The organism is Janibacter sp. A1S7 (assembly GCF_037198315.1).
Taxonomy (GTDB): Bacteria; Actinomycetota; Actinomycetes; order Actinomycetales; family Dermatophilaceae; genus Janibacter; species Janibacter alittae.
In genome coordinates, this window is the sequence record NZ_CP144913.1 from 124,820 (window position 1) to 150,697 (window position 25,878).

General features: G+C 71.4%; 28 protein-coding genes. 14 read left to right on the top strand and 14 right to left on the bottom strand.

The genetic code is table 11. The features are described from left to right. Nucleotide 1: 1 nt before the first annotated feature. Complete coding sequence (locus V1351_RS00605) at nucleotides 2-1,765, bottom strand: AMP-binding protein (protein WP_338749712.1); 1,764 nt, start codon at nucleotides 1,763-1,765, stop codon at nucleotides 2-4. A gap of 180 nt (nucleotides 1,766-1,945) precedes the next feature. Between V1351_RS00605 and V1351_RS00610 the strand changes: the two genes are divergently transcribed. Genes V1351_RS00610 through V1351_RS00620 form a run of 3 tightly spaced genes read left to right on the top strand, consistent with a single transcriptional unit; the run spans nucleotide 1,946 to nucleotide 4,764 of the window. Continuing rightward, entirely contained in the window at nucleotides 1,946-3,244 is a 1,299-nt protein-coding gene (locus tag V1351_RS00610) for a sensor histidine kinase (RefSeq protein WP_338749714.1), read from the top strand. Further along, a complete protein-coding gene (locus V1351_RS00615; RefSeq protein ID WP_338749716.1) occupies nucleotides 3,241-3,912 on the top strand; it encodes a response regulator transcription factor in 672 nt (223 codons plus the stop codon). Before V1351_RS00610 ends, V1351_RS00615 begins: the two co-directional genes overlap by 4 nt. A gap of 3 nt (nucleotides 3,913-3,915) precedes the next feature. Continuing rightward, entirely contained in the window at nucleotides 3,916-4,764 is an 849-nt protein-coding gene (locus tag V1351_RS00620) for a hypothetical protein (RefSeq protein ID WP_338749718.1), read from the top strand. An 84-nt stretch (nucleotides 4,765-4,848) separates the two neighbouring features. On the opposite strand, the gene V1351_RS00625 is transcribed toward V1351_RS00620, so the two are convergent. The 3 genes from V1351_RS00625 to V1351_RS00635 all read right to left on the bottom strand — a co-directional run bounded on the left by V1351_RS00625 (nucleotide 4,849) and on the right by V1351_RS00635 (nucleotide 7,287). Beyond that, the gene (locus V1351_RS00625; protein WP_338749720.1) at nucleotides 4,849-5,265 is read right to left on the bottom strand and encodes a hypothetical protein; all 417 of its coding nucleotides are present in this window, start codon (nucleotides 5,263-5,265) and stop codon (nucleotides 4,849-4,851) included. Between the two features lie 92 nt (nucleotides 5,266-5,357). After that, a complete protein-coding gene (locus tag V1351_RS00630) occupies nucleotides 5,358-6,218 on the bottom strand; it encodes an Fpg/Nei family DNA glycosylase (protein ID WP_338749722.1) in 861 nt (286 codons plus the stop codon). After that, nucleotides 6,211-7,287: an App1 family protein gene (locus tag V1351_RS00635; protein WP_338749724.1), complete on the bottom strand. Its 1,077-nt coding sequence runs from the start codon at nucleotides 7,285-7,287 to the stop codon at nucleotides 6,211-6,213. The genes V1351_RS00630 and V1351_RS00635 overlap by 8 nt, the downstream gene beginning before the upstream one ends. Before the next feature lie 28 nt (nucleotides 7,288-7,315). Between V1351_RS00635 and V1351_RS00640 the strand changes: the two genes are divergently transcribed. Continuing rightward, on the top strand, nucleotides 7,316-8,461 hold the full coding sequence (locus tag V1351_RS00640) for a hypothetical protein (protein ID WP_338749726.1): 1,146 nt from the start codon (nucleotides 7,316-7,318) through the stop codon (nucleotides 8,459-8,461). Nucleotides 8,462-8,465: 4 nt separating this feature from the next. Next, nucleotides 8,466-8,786, top strand: coding sequence for a putative quinol monooxygenase (locus V1351_RS00645; protein ID WP_338749728.1), 321 nt, complete (start codon nucleotides 8,466-8,468; stop codon nucleotides 8,784-8,786). 101 nt (nucleotides 8,787-8,887) lie between these two features. Here the strand turns inward: V1351_RS00645 and arsC are convergent, their stop codons facing one another. The 4 genes from arsC to V1351_RS00665 are packed head-to-tail and all read right to left on the bottom strand — an operon-like array spanning nucleotide 8,888 to nucleotide 11,919. Continuing rightward, nucleotides 8,888-9,244: an arsenate reductase (glutaredoxin) gene (gene arsC / locus V1351_RS00650; protein ID WP_338749730.1), complete on the bottom strand. Its 357-nt coding sequence runs from the start codon at nucleotides 9,242-9,244 to the stop codon at nucleotides 8,888-8,890. A 20-nt stretch (nucleotides 9,245-9,264) separates the two neighbouring features. After that, nucleotides 9,265-10,629: a PQQ-binding-like beta-propeller repeat protein gene (locus V1351_RS00655; protein ID WP_338749732.1), complete on the bottom strand. Its 1,365-nt coding sequence runs from the start codon at nucleotides 10,627-10,629 to the stop codon at nucleotides 9,265-9,267. 38 nt (nucleotides 10,630-10,667) lie between these two features. Next, on the bottom strand, nucleotides 10,668-11,594 hold the full coding sequence (locus V1351_RS00660) for an exodeoxyribonuclease III (RefSeq protein ID WP_338749734.1): 927 nt from the start codon (nucleotides 11,592-11,594) through the stop codon (nucleotides 10,668-10,670). 10 nt (nucleotides 11,595-11,604) lie between these two features. Next, nucleotides 11,605-11,919: a GNAT family N-acetyltransferase gene (locus V1351_RS00665; protein WP_338749737.1), complete on the bottom strand. Its 315-nt coding sequence runs from the start codon at nucleotides 11,917-11,919 to the stop codon at nucleotides 11,605-11,607. 160 nt (nucleotides 11,920-12,079) lie between these two features. Between V1351_RS00665 and gdhA the strand changes: the two genes are divergently transcribed. Both gdhA and V1351_RS00675 read left to right on the top strand, forming a co-directional pair. Continuing rightward, nucleotides 12,080-13,435, top strand: coding sequence for an NADP-specific glutamate dehydrogenase (gene gdhA / locus V1351_RS00670; RefSeq protein ID WP_338749739.1), 1,356 nt, complete (start codon nucleotides 12,080-12,082; stop codon nucleotides 13,433-13,435). 225 nt (nucleotides 13,436-13,660) lie between these two features. Further along, nucleotides 13,661-15,133: a DEAD/DEAH box helicase gene (locus V1351_RS00675; protein WP_338749741.1), complete on the top strand. Its 1,473-nt coding sequence runs from the start codon at nucleotides 13,661-13,663 to the stop codon at nucleotides 15,131-15,133. Nucleotides 15,134-15,217: 84 nt separating this feature from the next. Here V1351_RS00675 and V1351_RS00680 read toward each other — a convergent pair whose 3' ends face one another. Together V1351_RS00680 and V1351_RS00685 are read right to left on the bottom strand one after the other, a co-directional pair. Continuing rightward, on the bottom strand, nucleotides 15,218-16,000 hold the full coding sequence (locus V1351_RS00680; protein ID WP_338749743.1) for an acyl-CoA thioesterase: 783 nt from the start codon (nucleotides 15,998-16,000) through the stop codon (nucleotides 15,218-15,220). Nucleotides 16,001-16,020: 20 nt separating this feature from the next. After that, on the bottom strand, nucleotides 16,021-16,842 hold the full coding sequence (locus tag V1351_RS00685; protein WP_338749745.1) for an NAD-dependent epimerase/dehydratase family protein: 822 nt from the start codon (nucleotides 16,840-16,842) through the stop codon (nucleotides 16,021-16,023). A gap of 34 nt (nucleotides 16,843-16,876) precedes the next feature. Between V1351_RS00685 and V1351_RS00690 the strand changes: the two genes are divergently transcribed. Together V1351_RS00690 and V1351_RS00695 are read left to right on the top strand one after the other, a co-directional pair. Further along, nucleotides 16,877-17,677 carry a maleylpyruvate isomerase family mycothiol-dependent enzyme gene (locus V1351_RS00690; RefSeq protein ID WP_338749747.1) on the top strand — a complete coding sequence of 267 codons (801 nt, stop codon included), beginning with the start codon at nucleotides 16,877-16,879 and terminating at the stop codon, nucleotides 17,675-17,677. A gap of 33 nt (nucleotides 17,678-17,710) precedes the next feature. Beyond that, nucleotides 17,711-18,721: an aldo/keto reductase family protein gene (locus tag V1351_RS00695; protein ID WP_338749749.1), complete on the top strand. Its 1,011-nt coding sequence runs from the start codon at nucleotides 17,711-17,713 to the stop codon at nucleotides 18,719-18,721. Nucleotides 18,722-18,740: 19 nt separating this feature from the next. On the opposite strand, the gene V1351_RS00700 is transcribed toward V1351_RS00695, so the two are convergent. Genes V1351_RS00700 through V1351_RS00715 form a run of 4 tightly spaced genes read right to left on the bottom strand, consistent with a single transcriptional unit; the run spans nucleotide 18,741 to nucleotide 21,989 of the window. Further along, the gene (locus tag V1351_RS00700) at nucleotides 18,741-20,093 is read right to left on the bottom strand and encodes a cryptochrome/photolyase family protein (protein ID WP_338749751.1); all 1,353 of its coding nucleotides are present in this window, start codon (nucleotides 20,091-20,093) and stop codon (nucleotides 18,741-18,743) included. Beyond that, nucleotides 20,090-21,103 carry an NADP-dependent oxidoreductase gene (locus tag V1351_RS00705; RefSeq protein ID WP_338749753.1) on the bottom strand — a complete coding sequence of 338 codons (1,014 nt, stop codon included), beginning with the start codon at nucleotides 21,101-21,103 and terminating at the stop codon, nucleotides 20,090-20,092. The genes V1351_RS00700 and V1351_RS00705 overlap by 4 nt, the downstream gene beginning before the upstream one ends. Nucleotides 21,104-21,108: 5 nt before the next feature. Then, complete coding sequence (locus V1351_RS00710) at nucleotides 21,109-21,531, bottom strand: organic hydroperoxide resistance protein (protein WP_338749755.1); 423 nt, start codon at nucleotides 21,529-21,531, stop codon at nucleotides 21,109-21,111. After that, the gene (locus V1351_RS00715) at nucleotides 21,528-21,989 is read right to left on the bottom strand and encodes a MarR family winged helix-turn-helix transcriptional regulator (protein ID WP_338749757.1); all 462 of its coding nucleotides are present in this window, start codon (nucleotides 21,987-21,989) and stop codon (nucleotides 21,528-21,530) included. Before V1351_RS00715 ends, V1351_RS00710 begins: the two co-directional genes overlap by 4 nt. 67 nt (nucleotides 21,990-22,056) lie before the next feature. Between V1351_RS00715 and V1351_RS00720 the strand changes: the two genes are divergently transcribed. The 5 genes from V1351_RS00720 (at nucleotide 22,057) to egtD (ending at nucleotide 25,878) form a co-directional block, all read left to right on the top strand. Continuing rightward, entirely contained in the window at nucleotides 22,057-22,671 is a 615-nt protein-coding gene (locus V1351_RS00720; protein ID WP_338749759.1) for a hypothetical protein, read from the top strand. Between the two features lie 106 nt (nucleotides 22,672-22,777). Further along, nucleotides 22,778-23,215, top strand: coding sequence for a hypothetical protein (locus V1351_RS00725; protein ID WP_338749761.1), 438 nt, complete (start codon nucleotides 22,778-22,780; stop codon nucleotides 23,213-23,215). After that, complete coding sequence (locus V1351_RS00730; RefSeq protein WP_338749763.1) at nucleotides 23,208-23,543, top strand: helix-turn-helix transcriptional regulator; 336 nt, start codon at nucleotides 23,208-23,210, stop codon at nucleotides 23,541-23,543. The genes V1351_RS00725 and V1351_RS00730 overlap by 8 nt, the downstream gene beginning before the upstream one ends. 149 nt (nucleotides 23,544-23,692) lie before the next feature. Then, on the top strand, nucleotides 23,693-24,943 hold the full coding sequence (egtB, locus tag V1351_RS00735; protein ID WP_338749765.1) for an ergothioneine biosynthesis protein EgtB: 1,251 nt from the start codon (nucleotides 23,693-23,695) through the stop codon (nucleotides 24,941-24,943). Next, entirely contained in the window at nucleotides 24,940-25,878 is a 939-nt protein-coding gene (egtD, locus tag V1351_RS00740; RefSeq protein ID WP_338749767.1) for an L-histidine N(alpha)-methyltransferase, read from the top strand. Before egtB ends, egtD begins: the two co-directional genes overlap by 4 nt.

The following is a 25,878-nucleotide window of genomic DNA, read 5'->3' on the forward strand; positions in this document are numbered from 1 at the left end:
CTCACCCGGCGTACAGCGCCTCGATCTCCTCGGCGTAGGCGTCGTCGATCGGCTTGCGGCGCAGCTTCAGCGTCGGCGTGAGCACGTCGCTGCCCGGTGCCCAGTACTCGGGGAGCACCCGGAACCGCTTGACCTGCTCCACGCGCGAGAGCTTGGCATTGCCCGCCTCGATTCCCTTGTCGATCTCGGCGACGAGCGCCGGGTGCTCCGCGAGGACAGCCGGGTCGGCGGCGACCCCGGCCTTCTCGGCGAACGCGGCGGCCGCGTCCGGGTCGAGCGTCACCAGGGCGACGTTGTAGGGACGGCCATCACCCACGACGACGATCGTCGCGGCCAGCGGAGTGGTCACCTTGAGCGTGTTCTCGATGGTCGAGGGGGACATGTTCTTGCCGCCGGAGCTGATGATCAGCTCCTTCTTGCGGTCGGTGATCGTCAGGTAACCGTCCTCGTCGAGTGTGCCGACGTCCCCGGTGTGCAGCCACTCGTCCTCGTCGATCGCCTCGGCGGTCTTCTCGGGGTCGTGTCGGTAGCCGGTCATGATGCCCGGCCCGCGGAAGAGGACCTCGCCGTCCTCGGCGATGCGCAGCTCGCAGCCCGGGATCGCGGGACCGACGGTCCCGACCTTGATCTTCTCCGGGGGGTTGATCGTGCCCGCCCCGGTCAGCTCGGACATGCCCCAGAGCTCGCAGACGTTGACGCCGATCCCCATGAAGAAGGACAACGTCTCCGGCGCGATCGCCGCAGCGCCCGACCACGCCCAGCGCAGCTCGTCCAGTCCGAGCGCGGCGCGGACCTTGCTCAGCACGAGGCGGTCGGCGAGCCGGTACTGCACGGCCTGCGTGCCGGTGAGCGGCTGGCCGGCCAGGAGGGCGGCGCCCTGCTTCTCGGCCATCTGCAGGGCCCAGCCGCCGAGCTTCCGCTTCACCGGGCTCTCGGCCGCCGCGGTCTTGGCCTCGATGCCCATCTTGATCTTCTCCCACACCCGGGGCACGGCGAACCAGACCGTCGGGCGGGCGTCCGGCAGAGCAACGGCGATCGTCCTGGGGTCGGGAACGTAGGTGACCTGGACCCCCTTCGTCAGACCGAAGTACTGGGCTGACGCGCGGTCGGCGATGTGGGCAGAGGGCAGGAAGGAGGTGATCCGGTCCCCGAAGTGCACGTCGACGACCTGGGAGGCGGCCGCGGTCGTCAGCATCACGTTGGCGTGGGTGAGCTGGACCCCCTTCGGCGGACCGGTGGTACCGGAGGTGTAGATCAGCGTGACGAGGTCGTCCGGCTGGACCGCCCGCCAGGCGGCCTCGAAGTCGAAGGCGGGGTCGCCGACGGCCTCGAGGTCGGCGAGGCTGTGGGTCGCGCCCTCCGGGGTGCCGTCCACGACGATGATGTGATCGAGGGCGACCCCGGAGTCGAGGATGGCCGGCAGCAGGGCGGTCTCCGTGACCGCGATCCGGTTGCCGGCATTGCCGAAGAGGTACTCGATCTGCTCCGGAGCCGACGTGTTGTAGATGGAGAACGGCGCCATGCCCAGGTGCATGGCGCCGGCGTCGACCCAGGCGAACTCGGGCCGGTTGGTGAGCATGATCCCGAGTGTGTCCCCGCGCCGGTACCCGAGGGCGGCCAGACCGGCGGTCACCGACTGCACGTGGTCGCCGTACTCGGCCCACGTGATCGAGACGGCGTCCCCGGCCGTGCGCAGCGCGACCGCCTCCGGGTCGACGGTCAGGGTGTGCTGGAAGGCTTCGCAGAGGGTGGCGGCGTCAGCCATGGCGTCTCCATCGCAGGTGCCCTCCACGGTGAGGGCGATGCCACAGAGTAGGGCTCGCCGACGTCGCGCCACAAGGACGACGCCGCCCCGCTGCTTCCGGGCGAAGGGGGGGACATCCCCCCTTCGCCTTGGGGGAGAACTCGGCAGACCCGGCCGTCACCGGCTGCGAGAGTTGTCCTCGTGACCACGCAGACGATGAATCCACCACTGGAGCGGCTGGAGCGGCCGAGCCTCGGGCGACGCTGGCTCGCCGGCTGGGGGAGTGTCCTGCTGCTCGTGACGAGCGTGCTGACCTCCTTCGGGGCCTTCGTGCTGACCATCGCGATCGTCAGCGCCGCCGTGCTGATCACCGTCGGGGGCCTGGGTCTGCTGCTGCTCATCCCGCTCGTCTGGCTGGCCGGTGTGCTCGGCCACGGGGAGCGCCACCGGATCGTCGCGCTCTCCGGTCGGCGGGTCCATCCGCCGGCGCGGCGTGACCAGCCGCTGTGGCGGCGGCTGCTCCTCGACGAGCACTCCTGGCGCAGCGTGGCCTACTTCGTCCTGCACTCGATGTGGGGTGCCGTCACCGGGTGGATCGCCCTGACCGCGCTGGCCCAAGCACTGCTGCTCCTGCTGCTCCCCGCCTTCGCCGGCGGCATCCCGGACGAGGGGATCTCCCTCTTCGGCTTCCTCACCGTGGACGGGATCGTGGCGCTGTCCGTCGTGTGGGTGATCGCCGTCGTCACCGTCCTGCTGCTGCCACCCGTCGCCCATCTGGTGACCTCCGTCGACGTGATGCTCGCCCGGTGGCTGCTCGGCCGGGACGAGGGCAAGGTGCTCGAGCACCTCACCGCCCGCGTCGACACCCTCACCGACTCCCGCCGCGAGGCCGTGGACTCCGTCGAGACCGAGCGCCGCCGGATCGAGCGGGACCTGCACGACGGGCCGCAGCAGCGCCTGGTCTCCATCGCGATGACCCTCGGCATGGCCCAGCAGGCAATCCACGAGGACCCGCAGACCGCGGCCGGGCTCGTGGACGAGGCACACCGCTCGGCCAAGGAGGCCATCGTCGAGATGCGCCACGTCGCCCGCGGGATCGTCCCCCCGATCCTCGCCGACCGTGGCCTGGAGGCCGCGCTGCCCGCGCTCGCCGCCCGCTCCGCGGTCCCGGTGTCCGTGGACGTGCGCGACGTGGGCCGGCTCGACCCGACGACCGAGGCGATCGCGTACTTCGTCGTCAGCGAGGCGCTGACCAATGTCGCCAAGCACTCCGGTGCCGGGCGGGCCCACGTGGGCGTCACCCGCGACGAGCAGCACCTGACGACGATCGTCACCGACGACGGCCGGGGCGACGCCGATCCGGCCCGCGGTACCGGCCTGACCGGGCTGCGCCAGCGGGTCAGCGCCGTTGACGGTGCCCTCCAGGTCGACTCCCCACCCGGGGGAGGGACTCGTCTGACCGCAACCCTCCCCCTTCGCACCGGACGGAGCCTGTCATGAGCGACCGGACCACCCCCACCAAGGTCGTGCTGGCCGAGGACTCGGTCCTGCTGCGCGACGGCATCGTGCGGCTGCTGACCTCGGCGGGCTTCGAGGTGGCGGCCGCGTGCCCCGACGCGCAGACCTTCCTGGCCGCCGTCGAGGAGCACGGCCCCGACCTCGTCGTCGTCGACGTGCGGATGCCCCCGACCTTCACCTCCGAGGGCATCGTCGCCGCGCTGCGGGTCCGCGAGAGCCACCCCGAGACCGCCGTCATGGTGCTCAGCCAGTACGTCGAGGAGCAGTACGCCACCGAGCTCGTGGCCTCCCGGTCGAAGGGGGTGGGCTACCTCCTCAAGGACCGCGTCGCCGACACGAGTGACTTCATCGCCGCCGTGCGGGACGTCGCCGGCGGCGGCACCGTCCTCGACCCCGAGGTCGTCACCCAGCTGCTCACGCGGGCCCGACACGCCGACCCGCTCGCGGCGCTCACCCCGCGCGAGCGGGACGTGCTCGACCTGATGGCCCAGGGCCGGACGAACTCCGCGATCGCCACCGAGCTCTTCGTCTCCCACGGTGCGGTCGAGAAGCACGTGACCTCGATCTTCACCAAGCTCGACCTGCCGCCCGCCGAGGGTGACCACCGCCGGGTGCTCGCCGTGCTCCGCTGGCTCGACCAGGAGGACTGACCGATGACCCAGACCCCGACACCCATCCCTCCCGGCGTGCCACAGGACCCGGAGCTGCGCGAGCGGTACCTCCTCGATGCCGAGCGGGCCCGGCAGGACAAGCGCTCCGAGTCGGCCCGGATGGCCGCGGAGGTCCCCCCTTCGCGCACACCGTCCGGCCCGATCTGGGTGGTCGCGGCACTGGTGTCCCTGGTCCTGGTGGTGGGCACCGGCGCGGCCCTGGCCGGACCCATGCTCAGGCAGAGCGAGGCGACCGAGCGTCCGCTTCCGGTGGCGCTCTCCCGGGTGGAGGTGGGCAACGGCACCGGTGACGTGCGCGTGCGCGTCGCCGAGCCCGGTGAGCGCCCGGCGGTCACCTCCACGGTCGAGTGGGGGCTGCGCAGGCCCACGACCCGCATCGACGTCTCCGGCAGCACGGCGGCGCTGCACGGCGAGTGCCCGAACGGCTTCATCACGGTGTGCAGCACGGACTGGCTGGTCGTCGTCCCGGCCGGCACTGCCATCGACATCAGTCAGGGCCTCGGCGGCGTCACGGTCGAGGGACCGCGCGGTGAGCTCGACATCGAGGCGGGCGTCGGGGACATCGAGATCACCGAAGCGCAGTCGCAGCAGATCGACGTGCGGACGGGCGTCGGGTCCGTGCGGATCGAGTCGGTGGAACCACCGCAGGTCCTGCAGGCCTCCGTCGGAGTGGGCGACCTGACGGCTCGCCTGCCGGGGACCGCCACCTACGACATGGACACCGACGTCGGGACCGGCGAGGTCAGCAACACGCTCGGTAGTACCCCGGGAGCGGACCATCGGGCCCACCTGGAGGTCGGCGTCGGCGAGATGAACGTCGCCGGCTCCTGACGGCTCGAACCCGACCGATCGTCATCGACGTGCCTGATCGGATCTCGTGCGTCGTAGCGCAGCGGGACCATGGGGCCCTCGCGGTCACCGCCCCGTGTGGGCCTCAGGAGCCGTCCGGCGCAGACCGGTCAACAGCCCGCCGATGAGGGCCGGGACGGCCACGAGGGAGGTCAGGAACGGCCCGATCTCCCACAGGTCGGACACGACGACACCGCTGTCAGGAGGCCAGGGGTCGAACGTCGCGATCATCGCCACCGCGACGAGGACGGCGGTGGCGACCCAGATGACCACGGTCGAGAGGACCCCGACCCGCCGCCCGTCGATCAGACCGCCGAGTCCGGAGAGCACCATGAGCAGGACGAAGGTGAGCAGACCGGCCCCGATGTTCGCGCCGCCGGAGGTGTCGAGCAGGCCCACGAACCACGACAGCCCGAGGTGCACCCCGATCACCGTGACCGTACGCACGGCGATGTCACGCAGGATGCAGGCGGTGGTGGTCATGGAGACATCCTTCCGCGATCGAGGTCAGGGCACATCCGCACGCGTACTCACTCGCGACCACGTCCGACCCCTCGTGCCGCCGTCGGACGGGATCACTTGAGGAACTTGCTGGTGCGCCGGTCGGCGAGCACCTTGCCGTCGGTCTGGCAGGTGGCGCAGTACTGCAGTGAGCGGTCGGCGAAGCTGACCTCGCGCACCACGTCCCCGCACACCGGGCACGCCCCGCCGGTACGGCCGTGGACGCGCATCCTCTCGCGCTTGGCGTCCTTGAGCTCCTTCGCCGGTCTGCCGGAGGCGGCGGCGACCGCGTCGGTCAGGGTCGTGCGCAGGGCCCGGTAGAGCACGTCGACCTCGTCGTCGGTGAGCTTCGCGGCATGGGCGAAGGGAGACAGCCGCGCCACGTGCAGCACCTCGTCGGAGTAGGCATTGCCGACGCCGGCGATGAGGGACTGGTCGCGCAGGACGCCCTTGATCTGCGCCGACCGCCCGGCGAGGACCTCGCCGAAGGCCTCCCGGGTGAAGCCCGGTGAGAGCGGGTCCGGGCCGAGGCGGGCGACACCCGGCACGTCCTGCACGTCCCGGACCAGGTAGGCGGCGACGCTCTTCCTCGTCCCCGCCTCGGTCAGGTCGAAGCCGGAGCCGTCGGACATCCGCAGCCGTAGCGCGATCGGTGACGTGCCCGGGCGCAGCATGGTCCGGGGCAGCTCCTCGCTGAATCGGACCCATCCCGCGCGGGCCAGGTGGATCACCAGGTGCGTCCCGTCGCAGTCGACGTCGAGGAACTTCCCGTGCCGGTGCACCCCGTCGACCGGGGCGCCGGAGAGCGCCTGCGGCGGTGGGTCGACCGTCTTGAGGACGGTGAAGGAGGCGAGCTCCAGCGCCTCGACCGCGTGCCCGCGCAGCCGCTCGTCGAGGAAGTCGACGAGTCCCTGCACCTCGGGCAGCTCAGGCATCGCGTCGCTCCGCAGGTGCGATCCCGAGGGCCTGGCGCATCTGCTCCAGCATCGTGTAGCCGTCCGCCGCATGGCAGATCGGTAGCTGGACCCCGACGTGCTGCTCGTAGGCGTCGGTCGCGATCGGGGTGAAGTGGCTCAGCAGCTGCTCGGTCGCGGACAGCACCCGGATACCGATCGCCCGCACGCGGTCGGGACGCTGCTCGGCGAACTCGCCGTAGATGCTCGGGTCGTGCTGCCCGTCGTCACCGATGAGCACCCACCTCACCTCGGGCAGCTCGCGCGCCAGCCGGTGCAGGCAGGCGCGCTTGTGGTCCTGGCCCGAGCGGAACCAGCCGGTGTTGGTCGGACCCCAGTCGGTCATGAGCATCGGTCCGAGCGGGTAGCCGGCCCGACGCAGGAACCGGGTCAGCGGTGGCACGGCGTTCCACGCGCCCGTCGAGACGTAGATGATCGGCGCGTTCGGGTGCTCCCGCAGCAGCTCGCGGTACATCGTCGCCATGCCCGGCACGGCCCGGCGGGTGCCCTCGTGACGGAAGAAGGTGTTGTACGCGGCGATCATCGGCCGCGGCATCGTCGTGGTGATGATGGTGTCGTCGATGTCGGAGACGATGCCGAAGGTCTCCTGCGGGTCGACGATGAAGACCGCCGCCGTCGTGTCCGCGGCCCGGGGCGAGGAGACGTGCAGGTGGTGCCAGCCCGGCGCCAGGTCGTGGCCGGTGATCGTCAGGTCGAGGATGCCCGACCGGTCCACGCGGGTCCGGAACTCCTTCTCCCCGACGGTCACGGTGACCGGCTCGCCACTGGCCGGGGTGGCGAAGAAGAAGCGCCACCCCCTTCGCTCGTTGTCGGCGGTCCGCAGCTCCAGCCAGGTCGCCCGCGCATCGGCCGCGGCGGGCGCGTAGGGGCGGCGGGTCATCAGGACCCGGCCGAGGACGCGGACCCGGTCGACGCTGCCGTATCCGGTGTGGGCGAGCACGCGTGTGCCCCAACCACGGCGACGCATGGCGCCCGCCACTTGGCGGTGCCAGGCGTCCTCGATGATCGCGGCGAAGTGCGGTCTCGGCATGGTCCCGAGCCTAGGGGAGGATGGCCGGGTGAGTGACCCGACGAAGGGGGAGGTCCGTCACCTCGACATGGTGTCGATGGGGTGCCGGTGGGTGCTCGACGTGTCCGAGCTCGACGAGGCCCCTGCCGCGGAGACCGCCGCCCGGTGGCGGCGGTGCATCGACTTGGCCGGCCGGAGCACACCGATCCTCGACGACGAGCCGCAGACGGTCCGCGCCACGGCCACCCGACAGTCCTACGACCTCTCCCGCGAGCTGACCCGCACGGGCCTGGTGCGACTGCGCGGCCGGGTCACCCTCCTGCACGCGGCGGCGCTCGCCGACGACTCGGGGCGTGCGCTCGCCCTCGTCGCCCCCTCGGGCGGCGGCAAGTCGACCGCCACGCGGGTCCTCGGCCGAGCGTTGGGGTACCTCTCGGACGAGACACTCGTGCTCCTCGAGGACCACGCGATCGCCCCCCACCCCAAACCGCCCTCCCTGGTCGTCGACCCGGCCGACCGCTGGCGCAAGCACGAGCCGTCGCCGGACGAGCTCGGACTCGGCCCGACGCCCGGGCACGCCCGGCTGGCACGGCTGCTCACCCTCGATCGCGACACGGACGTCACCGAGCCGTCCATCGAGCCGGTCGGCCTGATCGACCAGCTCCTCGCGGTGCTGCCCGAGACCTCCTCGGCCTGGCTGGTGCCGGACGGCCTGGACCGGCTGGCCCGCGCGGTCACCGTCGGCGGGGCACCGGCTCGGATGCGTTACGCCGAGGTCGACACCTGCCACGACCTGGTGCGCGAGCACCTGGCAGCGCCCGGGACGGCGCCACCGATCTGGGAGCACCTGCCGCCCGACGCGACGGAGCAACTGACCACAGAGCAGGTCACCGGCGCGGACCCGGCGACCTCGCAGGTGAGCGGCGCCGACCTGGACGGGGCGGACCGCCTGGTGCGGGCGCCGTGGTCGGATGCCATCGCGCACGACGGCGAGGTGCTCGTGCTGGCCGGGCCGCGCCCCCTTCGTCTGGCCGGCGCCGGGGCCGCCCTCTGGCTGGGTGCCCGCCCCGGGCACACCCTCGACGAGCTCACCGACGTGGTCGTCGCCGAGCTCGGGGAGCACCCCGACAGCGGCGCCCTCGTCCGCGCCGCGGCCGCTGACCTGCTGCGCCACGGGGTGCTCGCGCTAGCGTGAGGCCATGATCCTGATCGTCGTGAAGTACAAGACCAAGCCCGAGTGGACACAGCAGTGGCCCGAGCTCGTCACGGAGTTCACGCAGGCCACCCGCGCCGAGCCGGGGAACATCTTCTTCGAGTGGAGCAAGAGCCTCGAGGACGAGCACGAGTGGGTGCTCGTCGAGGCCTTCCAGGACGACGCGGGCGAGGCCCACGTGACCAGCGACCACTTCGCCAAGGGCCTGGCGGCCATGAAGCCCGCCCTCGCCGAGACCCCGCGCATCATCAGCCGCGTCGTCGACGGCTCCGGGTGGGAGGAGATGGGCGAGCTGCGGGTCGACTGACGCCTCGTGAGCCCCTCGAATATCGGGTGACCCGATATTCGTCTGGTTCACCGGAGTATCGAACTCCTGCGAACCCCAAGAAACTCCAGCCAGGCGGGTGCTCAGCCCTGGACGAAGGGGGCGACCCGCTCCTTCGGGCGGCCGATGATCGCCCGGTCGTCCTTGACGATGACGGGCCGCTGCATCAGGCGGGGGTGCTCGACGAGCACGGCGACGACTTGGTCGACCGTGGCGACGTCAGCGTCGGTCAGGCCCTGGTCCTTGAAGAAGGAATCCCGGCGCACGAGGTCGCTCGGCTCGTCCTCGAGCTTGCCGATCAGCTCGCGCAGGGCCGCCTCGTCGAGGGGCTCCTTGAGGTACTGGACGACCTCCGCCTGCGCGCCGGACGCGTCGAGGGTCTCGAGGGCGGAGCGGGAGGTCGAGCACTTCGGGTTGTGCAGCACGGTGAGGTCACTCATGCCCGCCACGGTAGCGCTGCCTACCGGGCCTGATAGACCGTGACCGTCTCCTCACCGGCGGCGCCCGCGCTGATCACGGCGAAGCGCTCGGCGGTCCCGGACGGGTCGAGCGCCTTGATGACCCGCACACCGTCCCACTGGCCGTCGACCGACCACGCCTGCTCGCCCGTCTCGGGATCGAGCGCGGTGAGGCCGTCCTCGTCGGCGACGAGGAGGTGCTCGCCGTCGCAGGAGATGGCCGCGTCGCCCGAGAGGGGGCGCTGCCACAGCTCGCTGCCGTCGTCGAGCGCTCGCATGGACACCGCGTGCGCCGACTCGTCCTCGGTCAGGGCGACGGCGCCACCACACACACTGCTCAGTGCCGTGCCGGCGGGGACGGTCCACAGCGGCTCCTCGTCCACGTCCCCGGCCGGGAGCATCTTGGTGCGGCCGGCGTCGAGCAGGAAGCGGTAGTCCGCAGCGCTGCCGTCGTCGACGAAGGAGTGCACGGACTCGCTGAGCCCGGTGAGCGCGTCGGCGTTGTCGGCGGACATCGTGACGCGATCGCCGGTCTCCGCGGACAGGGCGAAGGGCTCACCGTCCTGCGAGGTCACGTGGGTGATGACGATCTGGTCGCCCAGGCGGTAGGTCTCGCTGAGGATCCCGTTGCCGATGCTGGCGGGGGACTGGTGGTGCCAGACGATCGACCCGTCGGCGGCGATCTGTGCGGCGTGCACCGAGGCCGTCCGGGTCCTGGCGTCGTCCTCCTGGACGAGGACGCTCACGTGGTAGGCGTCGCCGCGACGCTCCGCGCTCATCCCGACGATGCTCGACTCCTCGGGGGCGGGTGCCTCGACGAAGGGGGCTCGCGCGACCTGCTCACCGTTCTCCGCCGAGATGGTGCGGAAGGCGTACTGGCCGGGCCCCGTCTCGACGCAGACCAGCGACTCGGCGCTCCCGCCCAAGCAGATCTCGCCGGCGTCGGCCTGTCCCGGCGGGACTGGCGCGGAGTTCGACCACGCCGTCGTGCCGGTGGTCAGATCGAGCGCGGTGCGGAAGGCGTGGCGGCCCTCCCTGCTGTTGCTCCCGACCGTCCCTTCGGCCACGACGGTGTCGGTGCTCAGCGGTCGCCAGGTGACCACGCACGCCGACTCTCGGCACTCACCCCGCGGGTCCATCTCGGCAACGGGGAGGGTGAACAGCTCCTTGGGGGCACTGCCCATCGACGCCAGCAGGTCGTGGGTCGGCGGGCGGCCGGTGTCGCGGATCGCATCCACGCGCTCCTGCGCCTGCACTGCCTGCTCACCCTGCGGCGCGGGCTCGTCAGCACCGACGAGGCTGCACCCGGTGAGGACGCCGACGGCCAGGACAGCGCCGATCGCGCGGATCCGCGATGTGTGCGTCATGCCAGCAAGGTCCTCTCCGGTCTGTCGGTTCGCGTTGCTCAGGCGTCGGCGTAGTCGACGACGACGGCCGCGTGGTCGCTGACCCGCGTGTCAGCGCTGGCCGGTCGATCTGTCCCGGCGGTCACCGCACGCGTGGCCAGCGACGGCGTCGCCAGGTGGTAGTCGATCCGCCAGCCGGTGTCCCGGTCGAAGGCGCCACCCATCCACGACCACCATGACATCGGGCCGTCCGCGTCGGGGTGCACGCGCCGCACGACGTCCACGAGCGTGCGCGGCGAGGTGATCGAGGAGAACCACTCCCGCTCCTCGGGCAGGAAACCCTCGGACTTGGCGTTCCCCCGCCAGTTGGTCAGGTCCTGACGGGTGTGGGCGACGTTGAGGTCGCCCAGGAGCAGGAACTCCCGGCCGGCTGCCTTCGCTGCCTTGCGGGAGCGGTCGAGCTGCCGGGCGAACGAGGCGAGGAAAGCCATCTTGCGGTCGTACTTCGCTCCGCCGTCGGGCTGCTCACGACCACCCGGCTTCTGCAGGTGGGCCGGCAGACCCCCCTTCGGCAGGTAGAGCGAGGCGACGGTCACCGGCGGGGAGTGCGGAGTCGACACCAGGTCGACTTCCACGTACCTCCCCTCGGAGGCGAAGGGGGAGAGCCCTCGCGCCATCGTCCCGGGCGGGGAGGGCTCACGGTGGGTGTGCTCCTCGCCGGGCGCACGCATCAGCACCTCGCCGTCCCAGGTGCGCACCGCGGCAGGACGCTCGCGGGTGAGCACGGCGACACCGTTGCGCCCGGCGACGTGACCGGGCTCGTAGGTCAGGTGGTACCCGCCGAAGACGCCCTCCGGCAGCTTGTCCGGGGAGCAGCGGACCTCCTGCAGGGCGACGACGTCCGGGTCCCGCTCGGCGAGCCAGGACTCGAAGCCGCGGCGCTGCGCCGCCCGGATGCCGTTGACGTTGAAGGTGGCGACGCGCATGCGGGCCGGGTCAGGCGCCGATCGCGGCGAAGTCGTCCGCGGTGGGCTTGGCGGTGATGTCCTCGTGCTCGGTGTGCTTGGTCAGCCACTTCTTGACGTAGGGGCAGATCGGGATCACCGTCAGGCCCTCCTCTCGGGTGGCGGCGATCGCCTCGGCGACGACGATCCCGGCCAGGCCCTGCCCGCCGAACTCCTCACCGATCTCGGTGTGGAAGAAGATCCGGTGTCCGTCCCGGTCGAGGAACTGGGCGAACCCGGCGACGGTTCCGTCGCTGGTGATCTCGAACCGGTCCGGGTTGCTCTCACGGGTCACGGAGGTACTCATGGAGCCCACTGTGCCACGCGCCCAACGTGTGAGGGACGTCACTTCCGCGGATTCATGGGGCTGTGATGACCTTCTCACCCACGGGACCGGCATTCGGATCCAGCGCCCTGGCCGCTACCGTGTCCCTCCTGAACCTGCCCCGACGACGATGGAGATCTGCATGTCCGCTCCCGCGCTCCACCCCCTCTTCACAAGCCATTTCGATGAGGTGATCGCCCGCAACCCCGGTGAGAAGGAGTTCCACCAGGCTGTCTACGAGGTGATGTCGTCGCTGTCGCCGATCGCCGGCCGGGTTCCCGAGTACGCCCAGTGGTCGATCATGCAGCGCATCTGCGAGCCGGAGCGCCAGATCATCTTCCGCGTCCCGTGGACGACCGACACCGGCGAGGTCCAGATCAACCGGGGCTTCCGCGTCGAGTTCAACTCCGCGCTCGGACCGTACAAGGGGGGTCTGCGCTTCCACCCGAGCGTGAACCTGTCGATCATCAAGTTCCTCGGCTTCGAGCAGGTCTTCAAGAACTCCCTGACCGGCATGCCCATCGGCGGTGGCAAGGGCGGCTCCGACTTCGACCCCAAGGGTCGCTCGGACCAGGAGATCATGCGCTTCTGCCAGTCCTTCATGACCGAGCTCTACCGCCACATCGGCGAGTACACGGACGTCCCCGCCGGCGACATCGGCGTCGGCGGCCGCGAGCTCGGCTACCTCTTCGGCCAGTACAAGCGCATCACCAACAGCTACGAGTCCGGCGTCCTCACCGGCAAGGGCCTGTCCTGGGGTGGCTCGCAGGTGCGTACCGAGGCGACCGGCTACGGCACCGTCTTCTTCGCCCAGGAGATGCTCAAGGAGAAGGGCGAGTCCCTCGACGGCAAGACCGTCGTCGTCTCCGGCTCCGGCAACGTCGCGACCTACGCGGTGGAGAAGATCCACCAGTTCGGCGGCAAGGTCATCGCCGTCTCCGACTCGGGTGGCTACGTGGTCGACGAGGACGGTATCGATCTCAAGCTGCTCCAGGAGATCAAGGAAGTCCAACGCGGCCGCCTGACCGACTACGCCGAGGCCAAGGGTGGCGCGGTGCGTCACGTCGAGAACGGCGCGATCTGGGATGTGGCCTGCGACGTCGCCCTCCCGTGCGCCACGCAGAACGAGCTGTCCGAGGAGCACGCCCACGCACTCGTCAAGAACGGCGTGCAGCTGGTCGCCGAAGGCGCGAACATGCCCTGCGTCCCGGGTGGGGTCGAGGTCTTCCGGGAGGCCGGCGTCCTCTACGCACCAGGAAAGGCCTCCAATGCCGGGGGTGTTGCCACCTCCGCCCTGGAGATGCAACAAAACGCCAGCCGTGACTCCTGGGGGTTCGAGGAGACCGAGGCGCGTCTCGAGGACATCATGCGCGACATCCACCGCAACTGCGTCGAGACCGCGGACGAGTTCGATGCCCCCGGTGACTACGTCACGGGCGCCAACCTCGCCGGGTACATCAAGGTCGCGGACGCGATGGTGGCGCAGGGCGTCATCTGATCTGCTCGTCCCCTCAACGAACTGCGGCTGGCTCTACTTCGTAGGGTCAGCCGCAGCTCGTGGTCAGCCACGACCTTCGCCACCTGTAGACTGATTCCAGCAGTCGCCCAGTTCTGCAGCGTGCTGCTCCTCTTCTTGCACCGATGCCAACGCGCCGCGACCGCCCTGTGCGGGTCCGCGCCGGGCAGAACCGAAGCATCACGACTCCGTTTGGAGCACCCCTTCGTGACCACCACGTTCGCCGACACCGGCGTACCCACCGTCCTGACCTCGATCCTCGAGAAGGACGGCATCACCACCCCCACCCCCATCCAGGCCGCGACGCTGCCGGACTCCCTCGCCGGACGCGACGTCCTCGGCCGTGGGCGCACCGGGTCGGGCAAGACCCTGGCCTTCGTGCTGCCGATGCTCGCCCGCCTCGCGGCCAGCAAGCAGCGCCCGCAGAGCAAGCGGCCCCGCGCCCTCATTCTCGCGCCGACTCGTGAGCTGGCGACCCAGATCGACGAGGCTCTCACCCCCTTCGCCAAGGCGCTCGGCATGCGCAGCCGCACCGTCTTCGGTGGCGTCGGCCAGAACCCCCAGGTCACCGCGATCGGCAAGGGTGTCGACGTCGTCGTGGCCTGCCCCGGCCGCCTCGAGGACCTGATGAACCAGGGCCACGTCAACCTCGACTCGATCGAGATCACGATCCTCGACGAGGCCGACCACATGGCCGACCTCGGCTTCCTCCCCGCGGTGAAGCGCATCCTCGACAAGACCCCGCGCGGCAGCCAGCGGATGCTCTTCTCCGCCACCCTCGACGGAGCGATCAACCAGATCGTCAAGCGCTACCTCGAGAACCCGAAGACCCACGAGGCCGACTCGGCGCAGTCCCCGGTCGCGAAGATGAGCCACCACGTGCTGCACATCCAGTCCACGCAGCACATGCAGGTCCTCACCGACCTCGTCGCCGCCCCCGGTCGCAAGGTCGTCTTCACCCGCACCAAGCACCGCGCCAAGCGGATGGCCCGCCAGCTCAACGCCGCCGGTGTCCCCGCGGTCGAGCTGCACGGCAACCTCAGCCAGGGTGCCCGCACCCGGTCGATGGACGCCTTCCACTCCGGCGCGGCCCAGACCCTCGTCGCGACGGACATCGCCGCCCGCGGCATCCACGTCGACGACGTCGCCCTGGTCATCCACGCCGACCCGCCGGTCGAGCACAAGGCCTACCTCCACCGCTCGGGCCGCACCGCCCGCGCGGGCGCCGAGGGCACGGTCGTCACGCTGATGACCGACGAGCAGGTCCGCGACGTGCGTGACCTCACCCGCAAGGCCGGTATCAAGCCGACGACGACGAAGGTGACCGCGGGTCACGAGCTGCTCAGCGAGCTCGCCCCCGGTGAGCGGTCCTTCCCCGGCGGCTTCGTGTCCGCTCCCCAGCAGCAGGGCGGTGCGAAGGGGGGTTCCGGCGGTCGTGGCGGCTCCGGTCGTGGCGGCTCCGGTCGTGACGGCAATGGCCGCGGTGGCCAGGGCGGCAGTGGCCGCAGTGAGCGCGGCGGCGCCGGTCGCAACCGGAACCAGGGCCGCGGAGGCTCCGGCGGTCGCGGTGGTCAGTCCCGCGGCTCCGGTCAGGGTCGCAGTGGCGGTTCGCGTCAGGGCAACGCCCGCGGCGGCAGCGTCGTCGCCTTCTCCAGCAGCAGCACGGGTCGCAACCGCTGACCCTGTGCACACGAAGGACTCCTGGTGCGGATCAGCCGAGAAATCGGCCTCTTCCGCTCCAGGAGTCCTTTTTGTGCACGGGCCTCAGCCGAAGACCGACACCGTCTGCCGGCTGATCGCGACGAGCCGGCCGTCCGGGTGCCAGATCCGCGCGTCGGTGTGGGCGTACCCCTCGGCGGCGTGATCGGTGTGCACGGCGTAGGCCCAGTGCGTGTCCGGCTCGGCGGCGACCTCGTCGACCAGCTCGAGGGTCCAGGTCATGCTGCTGCCGGGTGCGGGAGTGGCCAGCATCTGGATCACCGCCGGCGGCCAGGAGTCGGCGAGGCTGACGAAGTGTCGCTCGTCGAAGGTCGGCGGCGCCTCCCGGAAGCGCATCCAGCCGGTCATGTGCGAGGTCGTCGTGTCCGAGTAGGGCACACCACCGTCGGCCAGGCGCATCTCCACGTGCTGGAAGAAGTCCGGGGTCGCCCCGGAGATGTACGGCAACGGGTCGATCGTCATCGGCTCGGGAAGCTGCGGCATCGCCATCGAGGACGACACCCGGATCGCGGACTCGCGGGGGGCGCCGAAGGCCGCCAGCGCAGCCGCCACCACCGACTCCCCCTGACGCAGCGTCACCAGCCCCTGCGTCGCGCTCTTGCCGGAGCGCAGGATCTGCACGTCGGCCGCTGCATCGCCGGGCGTGACGGGCCCGACGAAGTTGACGGTGATGCTGCGCAGCGGCGCCGGCGTGGGCAGCCGGGCGCGCAGGGCCGAGTGCATCAGGCCGGCGACGAGCCCGCCGTAGGTGGCCCGACCCTGGCCCCAGCCCTCCTGGACGTGGACGGTGCCGGTGGCGGCCTGGTCGAGCATCTCCTGCAGGGTCATGGGCTCACCCTAAGCAGGCGTCAGGAGTCGCGCTCCAGCTGTGCCCGGTACCCCTCGCGGAAGGTCGGGTACTGCAGGTGAAAGCCGCTCTCCCGCAAGCGGGTGTTGATCATCCGGCGCACGCTGGGCTCGGTGCTCCCCGACGGTGCCGGCCGCGGCAGCCCGAGCTCGTCGGCGAGGAAGTCCCGCACGGCGCCGGCCGTCGACGGCTCGTCGTCGGTGCCGACGTACAGCGGCTCCGGGTCGGCGTCACGGGTGAGCAGGTGGACGATCGCCGCGGACGCGTCGTCACGGTGCATCCGGTTCGTCCACCTCCCCGGGTCGGGGTTCTCGCCGCGCCGCACGCCGTCGATCATCCGGGTGCTCGTGCCTCCGTACAGACCGCTGAGCCGCAGGACCGTCCCCTTCGTCATGTCGCGGAAGAGACGCTCGGCCTCGAGCAGGACCTCGGCCCGTCCGGTGGCCGGCGCGGGTTCGCTGTCCTCGTCGAGGTCGCCGGGGAGATCACCGTAGACGCTCGTCGAGGAGATGAGCACGGCCCGCTGCGGGGTGCCGGCGCGCAGCACGGCGTCGAGCCCGCGGCGCATCGCCTCGACGTAGGTGTGCCGGTAGCCGGACTCGTCGCGCTGGTCCGGCGCGAGCGCGACGAGGAGCAGGTCGGCGGGCAGGTCCGGCAGATCGTCGGTGGCGAGGTCGGCGGAGACCCCGCAGATCTGCTCGGGCAGCGCGGAGACGGTGCGCCGGACACCGGTGACGTGGTGTCCGGCGTCGGCGAGGGCGGTCCCGACGCGGATCCCGAGGTCACCGGCGCCGATGAGCACGACACGAAGGGGGAGAGTCACCCCTGCAGCGTGCCACGGCTCCTAGGGTGTCGCCATGACGAACCCTGACCCGCTGACCGTGTGGGACGAGGCCGCGCAGGACCTCCTCGCCCTCGTCCACGAGTTGTCCGACGAGGAGTGGGACCGCCCGGCGCTCCCCGGTTGGACCGCCCGGGACGTCCTCGCCCACGTGGCCCACCTCGAGTCCGAGGCGGCGGGCTTCGAGCAGCCGGCAGGCGGTCGGGTCGTGGTCGAGCCGGGGCGCAACCGGCCCATGCCGACCGAGGTCACCGAGGCCGGGGTCGCGGCCCGCCGTGACCGGTCCGTGGAGGACCTGCTCACCGAGTTCGAGCGGGCCTGCGTCGTGCGTCGCGAGGCCATGACGAACGTCGACCGGAGCGACCCGAAGGCGCCTGCCCCCGGTCTCGCCGGCGAACTGGGATGGGATCTGCGGACCTGGCTGACCAACCGCCCCATCGACCTGTGGGTGCACGAGCAGGACATCCGGCGCGCGACCGGCCGGCCGATGGTCACCACGAGCGCCGGCGCGGCCCACGTCGCCGCCGTGATGACCGCGGCCTTCCCGGCCGCCCTGCGCAAGCTGCCCGCCGGTACCTCCGTCGTCGCCCACGTCACCGGACCGCAGGGCCGGGTCCTGGCCGCACGGGTCGGCGAGGACGGGCGGGCCGCTCCCGTCGACCCCGCCGACGGGAGCGACGTGACCCTCGAGATGGACGATGCCACCTGGCTGCGACTCACCGGTGGCCGGATCGCGCCCGCGGACGCCGCGGTCGTGGTGACCGGCGACGCGGACGTCGCCGCGCAGGTGCTGCGGCGGCTCAACGTCACTCCCTGAGGGTTGTCGGCCGACGGGCGTAGCGTGGGCGACATGCAGCATCGATACCTCGGCAACAGCGGTCTGAAGATCTCCGAGATCGCCTACGGCAACTGGCTCACCCACGGCTCACAGGTGGAGGCCGACGCGGCGAAGGCGTGCGTGCGGGCGGCGCTCGACCACGGCATCTCGACCTTCGACACCGCTGACGTCTACGCCAACACCGCCGCGGAGACCGTCCTCGGACAGGCGCTCGCGGGGGAGCGGCGCGAGTCCCTGGAGATCCTCACCAAGGTCTACTGGCCGACCGGTCCCAAGGGCCCCAACGACTCCGGCCTGTCCGCCAAGCACATCCGCGAGTCGATCGACGGCTCCCTGCGCCGCCTGCGCACCGACTACGTCGACCTGTACCAGGCGCACCGCTTCGACACGGAGACGCCGTTGGAGGAGACGATGCAGGCCTTCGCCGACGTGGTGCGCTCCGGCAAGGCGCTGTACATCGGGGTCAGCGAGTGGACCGCTGACCAGATCCGTCAGGGGCACGCCCTGGCCCGGGAGCTGGGGATCCGCCTGGTCTCCAGCCAGCCGCAGTACTCCATGCTGTGGCGGGTCATCGAGGGCGAGGTCGTCCCGACGAGCCAGGAGCTCGGCCTCTCGCAGGTCGTGTGGTCCCCGATCGCGCAGGGGATCCTCACCGGCAAGTACCAGCCCGGTCAGCCGTTGCCCGAAGGGAGCCGGGCGGCCCACGAGGAGGCCGGCCAGTCGATCGCCGGTCGGGTGGGCGACGAGGAGCTGCTCACTGCCGTGCAGGGGCTGCGGCCCGTCGCCGAGGACGTCGGCCTGACGATGGCCCAGCTCGCGGTCGCCTGGGTCCTGCAGAACGACAACGTCGCCGCGGCGATCATCGGCGCCTCCCGGCCCGAGCAGGTCGCGGAGAACGTCGCCGCGTCCGGGGTGGTCCTCGAGCCGCAGGTCATGGCCCGGATCGACGAGGTCCTCGGGGAGCACGTGGTGCGTGACCCGGGCAAGACCCAGCAGATGGCTCCCACCACGCGCCCGACCTGATCGACCGGCGGGAGCGCGACTAGGACTTTGCTGCCTCGTAGCGCTCCAAGGCCACCGTGCGCTCCTCGGCGTGGTCGACGATGCGCCGCGGGTAGTCATGGTCGTAGCCGCCGTCGTGTTTCCACGGCTCGTGGGCTGCCGCTCCCGGCAGGTGTGCCAGCTCCGGCACCCACCGCCGCACGTAGGCCCCGTCGGGGTCGAAGCGCTGCCCCTGGGTCACCGGGTTGAAGACGCGGAAGTAGGGGGAGGCGTCGGTGCCGGTCCCCGCCACCCACTGCCACCCGTGGTTGTTCGAGGCGAGGTCACCGTCGAGCAGGTGGTCGAGGAAGTGCTGCGCTCCCACCGGCCACCACACGTGCAGGTCCTTGGTGAGGAAGCTCGCCGTGACCATGCGCACGCGGTTGTGCATCCACCCCTCGCCGAGCAGCTGCCGCATGCCCGCGTCGACGAAGGGGAATCCGGTGCGTCCTGCGCGCCAGGCGTCGATGGCGTCCTGCGGCTCGTCGTAGGCCACCGGCAGCGGCCGCAGGTCCTGCCAGGCGGAGTCCGGCTGCGTCAGGAGCACGTCGGCGTAGAACTCCCGCCAGGCGAGCTCGGTGCGGTACGCCTCGGCGCCCGCCCCGGTACGCCCGCGCAGATCGTCCAGGAGCTGGCGGGGGTGGACGACTCCCAGGTGCAGGTCAGCCGACATCCGTGAGGTGCCCTCCCGGTCCGGCCGGTCCCGATCGTCGTCGTAGTCCGACAGCGGGCCGTCGAGGAAGCGCTGCCACCGGCGGTGGGCCGCCTCCTCGCCCGCTGCGGGCAGGTCGATGGGGCTCTCCCGCAGCGCCTTGTCGAGCATCCCGTCCACCCGACCGTCGCTGCCGGCGGTGGCCCAGCGCACCCCCCGCGGAGCGGGTCGGGCGCTGTCCCACCCGTGCTCGCGCCACGCCGCGGCGAAGGGTGTGAAGACGCGGAAGGGGGTGCCCCCCTTCGTCAGCAGGGTGCCGGGGTCGACCGCGTACGGGGAGCCCGAGGCCACGCCCTCGACCCCGATCTCACGCAGGGCCGCGACGACCCGGCGGTCGCGGGCCATGCCGCCGGGCTCGTTCTCCCGGCTGACGTGCACCGAGCCGGCGCCGACCTCGCGCGCCACGCGGGGCACGACCTGCTCGGGGTCGCCGAGACGGATGACCAGACGCCCGTCGAGCGAGTCGTCCAGGCTGCGCAGGGTGGCGGCCAGCCAGGCGAGCTTCGCTCGCCCGGCAGGCCGCCACAGGGCCGGGTCGATGACGAAGAGCGGCAGCACCTCGCCACGCCCGGCGGCCTCGTGCAGGGCCGGGTGATCGCGCAGGCGCAGGTCCCGGCGGAACCACACGAGCGCGGTACTCATGACAGACGTACGAGCATCTTGCCGGTGTTGGCCCCGCCGAGCAGGTCCATGAAGGCCCGCGGGGCGCCCTCGAGCCCGTCGCGGAAGGTCTCGTCACCGACCAGGCGCCCGTCGGCCAGCCAGGTGGCGGCCTGTGAGCGGTACTCGTCGGCCAGGTGCGGGTACTGCCCGACGATGAAGCCGCGCAGGGTCAGTCCCTTGCCGATGGCCTGGAAGAGGTTGCGCGGTCCCGGGGCGGGCTCGGTCGCGTTGTACTGGGAGATCGCTCCGCACATCGCCACGCGACCGAAGCGGTTGAGGTGACCGATCGCGGCCTCGAGGTGGTCGCCACCGACGTTGTCGAAGTAGACGTCGATGCCGTCGGGCGCGACCTCGCGCAGACCCTCGCGGACGGGCGTCTCCTTGTAGTTGAAGGCGGCGTCGTAGCCGAGCTCGAGCAGTCGCTCGATCTTCTCCGGGGAACCGGCCGAGCCGACGACGCGCTCAGCGCCGAGGGCCTTGGCGATCTGGCCCGCGACCTGGCCGACGGCGCCGGCCGCACCGGAGATGAAGACGGTGTCGCCCTCACGCATCCCGGCGACGGCGGTCAGGCCCACGTAGGCGGTCACCCCGGGCATGCCCAGGACGCCGAGGTAGGCGGAGGCCGGTGCCGCGTCCGTGTCGATGACCGTCACGTTGGACGCGTCCAGCGTCACGTGCTCCCGCCAGCCGAGACCGTGCAGGACGTGGGCGCCGACCGGTACCTCGGCGGAGTCCGAGGCGATGACCTCGCCGACCGCCCCGCCGTCCAGCGGCGCATCGATCTGGAAGGGGGGCACGTAGGACTTCACGTCGTTCATCCGACCGCGCATGTACGGGTCGACGGACATGATCTCGTTGCGCACGAGGACCTGGCCCTGGCCCGGCTCGGGCAGGTCGACGCTCTCGAGGCGGAAGTTCTCGTCCGTCGGCGCGCCGTGCGGGCGCGAGGCGAGGACGATCTGGCGGGTGGTGGTGGGAGTGCTGGTCATGTGCATCAGTCCTTGGTGACCGTGATGGTCACGTCGATGTTGCCGCGGGTGGCGTTGGAGTAGGGGCAGACCTCGTGGGCCCGGTCGGCCAGCTGTTGGGCGGCCTCGCTCTCGAGGGTGGGCAGGGCCACCTCCAGCTCGACCGCGAGCTGCATCCCACCGGTCTCGGTCTGGCCGATGTGCACCCGCGAGCCGACCGAGGAGTCGGTGACGTCGGCCTTCGCCTCGCGGGCCACCAGCTGCAGAGCGGAGTGGAAGCAGGCCGCGTAACCGACGGCGAAGAGCTGCTCGGGGTTGGTGCCCTCGCCCGAGCCGCCCATCTGGGTCGGGACGGCGAGGTCGAGGTCGAGGCGCCCGTCGGCGCTGCGGCCGTGCCCGTCGCGCCCGGCTCCGGTGGCCAGGGCCTCTGCTGTGTACAGGGTCTTCATCGTGGTGCTCCATCTGTGGTGGGGTTGGTCAGGTCGGTGGTGGACCGGGAGAACCGCTGGGCGAGCCGCCGCAGCGTGGCCAGCTCGTCCGCGTCCATGTCGACGCACTCGTACAGGCGACGCTGGATCGAGGCGACCTTCTCCTCGAGATCCCGCCCGGCGGCGGTCAGGTGGATGCGCACCTGACGCCCGTCGGCCCCTTCGCGTCGGCGCTCGAGGAGGCCGGAGCCGGCCAGTCGCCCCAGGAGGGGGGAGAGCGTCCCGCTGTCGAGGTGCAGCACGGACCCCAGGTCGGAGACGGTTCGTCCGTCCTGCTCCCAGAGCGCGAGCAGCGTGACGTACTGGGTGTACGTCAGGCCCAGGTCGGCGAGCGCGTCACGGTAGGCGCCGGTCGCCGCCTTCGCCGCCGCATACAGGGCGAAGCAGACCTGGTGGTCGAGCTGGTGGTCGGGGTCCATGACAACACCATTGCACGCAACTTAGTTGTGTGCAACCAAGGCCGTCGACCGTGGTTGGATGGGGCGCATGGCGACGCAGATCATCGATCGATTCGACGGCAGGATCCTCGGGGCCGGGTCGACGAGCGGTCTGCGACTGGTCATCGGTGACTGGTGGCGCACGCCGCTGGGCGCCTTCAGCGGCGTCATGATCGCCACGGCGGACCACCGGCGCGTCCTGCTCGCGATCAACGAGCGGGTGGCCGAGTACGTCAGTGCCACCTACTCCTTCGACGAGGTCGTGCTCACGCCGGTGACGGTGACCGAGCGCGACGGTGGCGCCCGGTGGGAGGTCGACGCCGGCCCCCTTCGCGCCAGTGTCGGCCTCGGGGGCCGTACCGGTGTCGGGCGTCTCCTGCGGCTGCTGCCCGGCCCGCTCGCGCGCAGTCGGGCCTTCGCCACGCTGGCCGACCCGGTCGCCCGCCGGGTCTTCCCCGGGGTGCGCACGCGCGGCAGCGCCGGCAACGGGCGTCGGGAGTACTACGGCGCTCGGGACCAGCGCGCGGTCACCCGGCTCAGCGGTACCTGGCACGGCGTCGAGCTCGGAGCGCTCGCGGACGTGGCGCCGCCCCCGCAGTTCGGCTTCAGCTCCACCCCGGTGCGACCGAGCCTGACCGAGGTGACGACGACCGTGGTGCGGTAGGGCTCCGCGCCCTCGAGCCCACCTCCACCCGGGCGGGATCGCGGCGGCCAGGAGTGGCGTCTCGATGGTAGTGTACCTAAGGTACACACCCTCAGGGAGGCCAGTCATGTCCCAGACCCAGCTCAACGCCAGGCGCGTGATCCTGCCGTATCTCGCCACCATGGTGGTGCTCAACATCCTGCTGCAGCTCGGGATCGCCGCCACCGGCAACCGGATCGACCTCACCGCCGCCCTGATGACCGCGGTGGTGGCCGTCGTCTACGCGCTCTACCACTGGAGACGCCGACACGCCCTGTCGCAGATCCGGTTCGGGCGACTCGTCGCCCACCTGTGCGGGTTCATCACCGTCAACCTCGGCTTCCACATCCACGCCGCGGTGCTGATCGTCGGCAACGAGGAAGCCATCCGAGGCGATGCGAACTTCCCGATCGACGACCAGTGGTTCGGCGTGCTGTTCGGCATGTTCGTCATCTGGGGCGTGGGCCTGCTCATCCACCTGACGGCGAGCATCGCCTCGCGAGGGTTCGAGGACCTCCATGCCTGAGAGCGAGGAGGAGGAGCTGCTCGACGAGCTCGTGCGCGGCTGGGTCGAGGTCTACAAGAAGAGCGCCACCACGCTGGTGCTGCTGCGCCTCATCGCCGAGGCCGTCGAGGCGGACACCTCGACCATCGCCGAGACGCTCGCCCAGCGCACCGGGTGGGAGCACACCGAGCGAGGGCTCTACCGGGCCCTACGACGACTGCGCGGTCTCGGACTGCTCAGCGTCCGGGAGCAGCCGGGGCACCGCACCGGGGCGCAACGCCACCTCTACGGGCTCACCGACCGGGGCGCTGGCTACCTGCACCGCATCGAGTCGGCGCTGATCGACTGAGGCAGGGACCTCCGGCGCCCGAAGCGTCCGCGGTGGCAGGTCGGCACGCCGCGACAGCGTCCCCGTCCCGGAGTAGGGTCGATGTCGTCCAAAGCTCGATCTCTCGATGCCCGGCGCGGTTCGTCAGACCTCGTCGCACGGAGGACATCATGACCACCGTCTCCACCCGCCAGGACACCACCGCCCTGCTCGACCGCTTCCGTGACGTGCGCGCCCGCACCGACCGACTGGTCCGGGACCTCACCCCCGAGGACCAGACGCCGCAGTCGATGACCACGGCCAGCCCGGTGAAATGGCACCGCGCCCACACGACGTGGTTCTTCGAGGAGTTCGTCCTGGGGGCGGACCCCGGCTACCGGCCGCGCGATCCCGCCTTCCGGTACCTGTTCAACAGCTACTACGAGACCGTCGGCGAGCGGCACCCGCGGGCTGCTCGCGGCCAGGTGACCCGCCCCGGGGTCGCCGAGGTCGCGGCCTACCGGGCGGATGTCGAGCAGCAGGTCGCCGACCGGGTCTGCGCCGGCACCCTCGACGAGTCGTCCCTGGCGCTCGTCGAGCTGGGCTGCCACCACGAGGAGCAGCACCAGGAGCTGCTCCTGACCGACTTCAAGCACTTGCTCTCCGGCAACGTGATCCAACCGGCCCACGTCGACCGCGCTGCGGATCCCGACCCGACGGCCGAGCCCGCCCCCCTTCGCTGGATGCACGTCCCCGGCGGGGTCACGCGGGTGGGCGACGCCGGGGAGGGATTCGCCTTCGACAACGAGCGGCCACGCCATCGGGTCTGGCTCGAGGACGTCGAGCTCGCCGGCCGGCAGGTGACCAACGCCGAGTGGACGGAGTTCATCGCCGACGGCGCCTACGAGCAGCCGGACCTGTGGCTCTCCGACGGGTGGGCGACGCTCCAGTCGCAGGGATGGCGCGCGCCCGGGTACTGGCGCCACGACGAGGACGAGGGGTGGACCACGTTCACCCTGTCGGGACGGCGTCCGGTGGTCGCCGCCGAGCCGGTGTGCCACATCTCGTTCTTCGAGGCCGACGCCTTTGCCCGGTGGGCGGGGTACCGCCTGCCCACCGAGCACGAGTGGGAGGCCTGGGCGGCCAGCGGCCAGGAGGTGCGCGGCGGTCTGCTGGACCCGGAGCGTTGTCACCCCGACCTCGCCCGTGAGGTGACCCTCGGCAACGTGTGGGAGTGGACCGCCAGCGCCTACCTGCCCTACCCCGGCTTCGTCACGGCACCCGGCGCCGTCGGGGAGTACAACGGCAAGTTCATGAACGACCAGCACGTGCTCCGCGGCGCCTCCGCCGTGACGCCACCGGAGCACCCGCGGATCACCTACCGCAACTTCTTCCCCGCGGACTCCCGCTGGGTCTTCGCCGGACTGCGGCTCGCCCGGTGACCCGCGCCCAGCTCGAGACGGACCTGCGCGACGGCCTGTGGTCGAGTCCGCCCTCCCTGCCACCGCGATGGTTCTACGACGAGCGCGGCAGCCGGCTCTTCGACCAGATCACCGCCCTGCCGGAGTACTACCCCACACGGGCCGAGCACGAGATCCTGCAGGCCCGCAGCCCCGAGATCATCGCGATCACCGGAGCCCGTGGCGTGGACGAGCTCGGTGCCGGGACGTCCGCGAAGACCCGAGTGCTCCTGGACGCACTCACGGCCGGTGGTCGCCGTGCCGTGTACGCGCCGCTGGACATCAGCAGTGAGGTGTTGCTGGAGACCGCTGCCCAGCTGCGGTCGGAGTACCCGACGCTCACGGTCGAGCCCGCGGTCGCCGACTTCCTGCACCTCCCACCACTCGTCGGCGAGCCGGGCGAGCGGCTGCTGCTCTTCCTCGGGGGCACGATCGGCAACTTCACCGACGCCGAGCGCGACGACTTCCTCGCGATGGTGTCTCAGGCGCTCGCCCCGGGGGACCACTTCCTGGTGGGGGCGGACCTGGTCAAGGACCCCACCCGACTCACGGCCGCCTACGACGACGCCGCCGGGGTCACGGCGCAGTTCGACCTCAATCTCATCGACGTCATCAACCGCACGGTGCCGGTCACCGGCCTGCACCGCGAGGACTTCGCGCACGAGGCGGTCTGGGACGAGCGGGCCTCGCACATCGAGATGCGGCTGCGCGCCGTCCGCGACGTCGACGCGGACTTCACCGGCATCGGTCGGCGCTGGCGGTTGGCGAAGGGGGAGTACCTGCGCACGGAGATCTCCCGCAAGTTCCGCCTCGAGGAGCTGCACGCCGAGCTCGCCACGCACGGGTTGGCGCCCGACGGGGGCTGGACCGACGAGGCGGAGGACTTCTCGCTCACCCTGGCCCGCGCCACCGGTTGA